This is a genomic window from Mesorhizobium sp. M7A.F.Ca.CA.004.12.1.1, from assembly GCF_003997835.1.
GTDB lineage: Bacteria > Pseudomonadota > Alphaproteobacteria > Rhizobiales > Rhizobiaceae > Mesorhizobium.
Genome location: NZ_RZRK01000600.1, coordinates 1 through 3,781, shown reverse-complemented (window position 1 = coordinate 3,781; position 3,781 = coordinate 1). Strand labels below are relative to the sequence as shown.

The 3,781-nt window shown below is 63.9% G+C and carries 3 protein-coding genes; all 3 read left to right on the top strand.

Annotated features, from left to right (window positions below):
• Window positions 1–316: 316 nt before the first annotated feature.
• Window positions 317–1,327 (top strand): type I glyceraldehyde-3-phosphate dehydrogenase, encoded by a 1,011-nt coding sequence (gene gap, locus EN984_RS25880; RefSeq protein ID WP_023810967.1) that lies wholly within the window; start codon window positions 317–319, stop codon window positions 1,325–1,327.
• Window positions 1,328–1,544: 217 nt separating this feature from the next.
• Window positions 1,545–3,434 carry a potassium/proton antiporter gene (locus EN984_RS25875; RefSeq protein WP_127271761.1) on the top strand — a complete coding sequence of 630 codons (1,890 nt, stop codon included), beginning with the start codon at window positions 1,545–1,547 and terminating at the stop codon, window positions 3,432–3,434.
• A gap of 147 nt (window positions 3,435–3,581) precedes the next feature.
• Window positions 3,582–3,781: phosphoglycerate kinase (gene pgk / locus EN984_RS25870; protein WP_127384044.1), on the top strand; the 200-nt coding region annotated here is incomplete at its 3' end.

The window sequence follows — 3,781 nt, the reverse complement described above, 5'->3', positions numbered from 1 at the left end:
GCATACGCCAGGGTTGGGATCATCTGATCGGCTCCGACGGCATCTTCGTCGGCATGACAGGCTTCGGCGCCTCGGGCACGATCGAGCAACTCTATCCGCATTTCGGCATTACCGCCGAAGCCGCGGCCAAGGCGGCGGAAGCCCGCCTGCATACAAAGTAGGTTCAAGGTTCGGCGAAATCGCGATAAGGCGGTTTCGCCGGGCTGACCCAACTTAATCGATTTAAATCCACGTCGCTGCGGCTGGATTCTTTCTGCTTCCGCCGCTATGAAACTGCGGACCCCTCGTCCGCCCTCCAACTCCCAGGGAGAGAATTATGACCGTCAGAGTTGCCATCAACGGATTTGGCCGCATCGGCCGCAACATCCTGCGCGCCATCCATGAATCCGGCCGCAAGGACATCGACGTCGTCGCCGTCAACGACCTCGGCCCGGTCGAGACCAATGCGCATCTGTTGCGCTATGACAGCGTGCATGGCCGCTTCCCGCATGAAGTCTCGGTTTCCGGCGATCAGATCACCGTCGGCAAGGAAACGTTCAAGGTCACCGCGATCAAGGATCCGACGCAGCTACCGTGGAAGGAACTCGGCATCGACATCGCGCTCGAATGCACCGGCATCTTCACCGCCCGTGACAAGGCAGCGGCACACCTGACCGCCGGCGCCAAGCGCGTCATCGTTTCGGCCCCTGCCGAAGGCGCCGACCTCACCGTCGTCTACGGCATCAACCACGACCAGTTGACCAAGGATCATATCGTCATCTCGAATGCCTCCTGCACCACCAACTGCCTGGCGCCGCTGGCAGCCGTGCTGCATGAGACGGTCGGCATCGAAAAAGGCATGATGACGACGATCCATTCCTACACCGGCGACCAGCCGACGCTGGACACCATGCACAAGGATCTCTACCGCGCCCGCGCCGCTGCCCTGTCGCAGATCCCGACCTCGACGGGTGCCGCCAAGGCGATCGGGCTGGTGCTGCCCGACCTCAAGGGCAAGCTCGACGGCATCTCGATCCGCGTGCCGACCCCGAACGTCTCGGTCGTCGACTTCAAGTTCATCGCCAAGCGGTCGACCACGGTGCAGGAGATCAACGACGCGGTGATCGCCGCCTCCAACGGCAAGCTCAAGGGCATTCTCGGCGTCACCCATCATCCGAACGTGTCGATCGACTTCAACCACGATCCGCGCTCCTCGATCATGGCGCTCGACCAGACCAAGGTGATGGACGGCAACTTCGTGTCGGTGCTGTCCTGGTACGACAATGAATGGGGTTTCTCCAACCGCATGGGCGACACATCGGTCGCCTTCGGCAAGACCATCGCCTGATCACAAGCTCTCTTTTCGAGACTTGGAACGCCCGGCTTTGCCCGGGCGTTTTTCATGAGCGCAGCTTGCGCCTTCCCAATTTGTGTCCTGCGCGCCAAAACATCCGAAAATCAGCGGCATAGGCCAAAAAGCCACCCTGCCGCCTTGCACTGGTCACGTCTTCGCCCCACTCTCTCGCAAAGCAGGAGACAGACGAATTTGAGGGGCTGATTTCAGGATGGAGCATGCGATCTATCTCGTCACGCTGGTCGGCACAGCGCTTGTCGTCGCCGCCGCGTTTTCGAGCCTGATCGCCTTCCGCTTCGGCGCTCCTCTTCTGCTCCTGTTTCTCTGCATTGGCCTCGCCACCGGCACCGACGGACTCGGCATCCAGTTCGACAACGCCCGCATCGCTTATTTTGCCGGCTCACTGGCGCTGGCCGTCATCCTGTTCGATTCCGGTTTCGGCACGCCGCTCAACGCCTTGCGGCAGGCTGCGGGCCCGGCTTTGTCGCTGGCGACCTTCGGCGTGCTTGTCACCACCGGCCTGTTCGGCGTCGCCGCCCATTATCTGCTCGATCTCACCTGGCTGGAATCCTTCCTGCTCGGGGCTGCCGTAGCCTCCACCGATGCGGCGGCCGTGTTCTTCCTGCTGCGCGCCGGCGAGATCAATCTGCGCGAACGCGTGCGCTCGACGCTCGAGGTGGAATCCGGCACCAACGACCCGATCGCCATCTTCCTGACCATCACGCTGGTAGAGATCATCGCCGCCCACGCCAACCCCGAAACCAATGTCCTGGTCACCAGCCTGTTCCTCGGCTTCCTCCTCAACATGGGCCTTGGCGCTGTCGTCGGCGTGCTCGGCGGCCTCGCCATCGTGCGCCTCGTCGACCGGCTCAATCTCGACCACGGCCTGCTGCCGATCTTCGTGCTGACCTTGTCGCTGATGGTGTTTGCAGCCGCCGGCGCCATTGGCGGCTCGGGCTTCCTGGCGGTCTATATCGCCGGCCTCATCTCGGGCAATTCCGATATCCGCGCCGTCACCATCCTCAAGCGCTTCCAGGACGGCATGTCATGGCTGGCACAGATCATCATGTTCCTCATCCTCGGCCTGTTCGCGACGCCGTCGCAGTTCCCGGCGATCATGGTGCCGGCGGTGCTGCTCGGCCTGTTCCTGATGTTCATCGCCCGTCCGATCGCGGTCTGGCTCTGCCTGATCCCGTTCCGTCTGCCGCGCCCCGAGGTCGCCTTCGTCTCCTGGGTCGGCCTGCGCGGCGCGGTGTCGATCCTGCTCGCCATCACCCCGCTGCTGGGCGGGCTGGAAAACGGCCGTGTCATCTTCAACACCGCCTTCATCATCGTACTCGTGTCGCTGGTCATCCAGGGCTGGACAGTCGGACCGCTGGCGCGCCGCCTCGGTCTGATCGTGCCGGCACGGCTCGGACCGCTGGACAAGGTCGAGCTGGAACTGCCGGGCTCGGCCCATCACGAGCTTCTTGCCTATCGCGTTGCACACGGCAGCCCGGTGGCGCGCGGCGAGCGCATCCCACGCTGGGCGCGACCCTCGCTGGTGTTGCGCGACGGCCGCTCGATGCGCTTCCAGGACATGGGCCGGCTCGCCGCCGGCGACCAGGTCTACATTTTCGTGCCGGACCGCTATCCGCGCCTGCTCGACAAGCTGTTCGCGAGCCGTGCAGTGGTCGATCCCGAGGATGCCGATTTCTTCGGTGCCTTCGCCGTCGACCCCGCGCGCTCCGCCGCTGAACTGGAAGCGGCCTATACGCCAGGCCTGACCGAAGCGGAGCAAAAGCTCACCGTTGGCGCGCTGGTCACGGCGCGGCTCGGCGGCCATGCCGAATACGCCGACCGCGTCCTGCTCGGCCCGATAGAACTGATCGTCCGCGACGTCGACGACAAGGGCAAGATCATAGGCCTCGGCCTCTCGTTCGAGCCGACCGCGCCGGTGGCGCGGGTGCCGGTCTTCCTCAGCGCCGGCGAAATCGGCGATCGTCTTTCCGCCTTCATCCGCAACTGGCGCAAGCCGACCGAGACGCAGGAGGCCGAGGCGCGGGCGGACGAAAAGCAGGCCCCGGAGCCAGCGCCGGAAAAGGCAGCAACCGAAAGCTGACAAACCCGCTATTGAGCGCTGCCATTCATCCGCCCCGCCGGTGCAAGATCGTGCCCACTTCAAAATTTCGGTTCGAGCGCGCCCTAAGCCTTGCATCGACACCGATGCGGGGTATGGTCCCCCGGTTTTTCGCGAAAGGAACCCCGCATGGCCGCCTTCAAGACACTCGACGATATCGGCAACATCAGCGGCAAGCGTGTGCTGGTGCGCGTCGACCTCAACGTGCCTGTCACTGAGGGCAAAGTCACCGACACCACCCGCATCGAACGCATCGCGCCGACCATCGCCGAGCTGTCAGGCAAGGGTGCCAAGGTCATCCTGCTCGCCCATTTCGGCCGACCCAAGGA

Excerpts from the sequence above, each read along its gene's own strand:
- EN984_RS25875 (WP_127271761.1), top strand. The coding sequence starts at position 1,545 with ATGGAGCATGCGATCTATCTCGTCACGCTGGTCGGCACAGCGCTTGTC.
- gap (WP_023810967.1), top strand. The coding sequence starts at position 317 with ATGACCGTCAGAGTTGCCATCAACGGATTTGGCCGCATCGGCCGCAAC.